This window comes from Xanthomonas pisi DSM 18956, from assembly GCF_001010415.1.
Taxonomy (GTDB): Bacteria; Pseudomonadota; Gammaproteobacteria; order Xanthomonadales; family Xanthomonadaceae; genus Xanthomonas; species Xanthomonas pisi.
Genome location: NZ_JPLE01000280.1, coordinates 1 through 305 on the forward strand (window position 1 = coordinate 1; position 305 = coordinate 305).

Consider the following 305-nt stretch of genomic DNA (forward strand, 5'->3'; position numbering starts at 1 on the left):
CCTCTACACGATGTATTTAATTTTTGATAAAAGGGTCGATGCCCAATCACCAGTTAAGTCAGTTATGTTCATGCTTGAAACATAACCACCAGCAGCACTTCTCGGAAAGTTTACTGTTGCTACAACATCACCATTAGAAGCAATCAATTGAACTCCAGTGGCAAGTGATCCTGGGTTTTTGATGTATATAGAAGTCGCAGTTTTCTTTGCGAAATCTTCGCTTGTTGAAATTGCAAGCGCATTCATCGTATTACCAGACACAAGCATCAAGCTTAAAATATCAAGTTCAAGAGTCGTACCAACTT

General features: G+C 39.0%; 1 protein-coding gene. It reads right to left on the reverse strand.

Features of this window, described 5'->3' with window-relative positions; all coding sequences use genetic code 11:
• Positions 1-3: 3 nt before the first annotated feature.
• A partial coding sequence (locus tag Y887_RS20845) for a hypothetical protein (RefSeq protein ID WP_162199184.1) occupies positions 4-305 on the reverse strand: 302 nt, incomplete at its 5' end.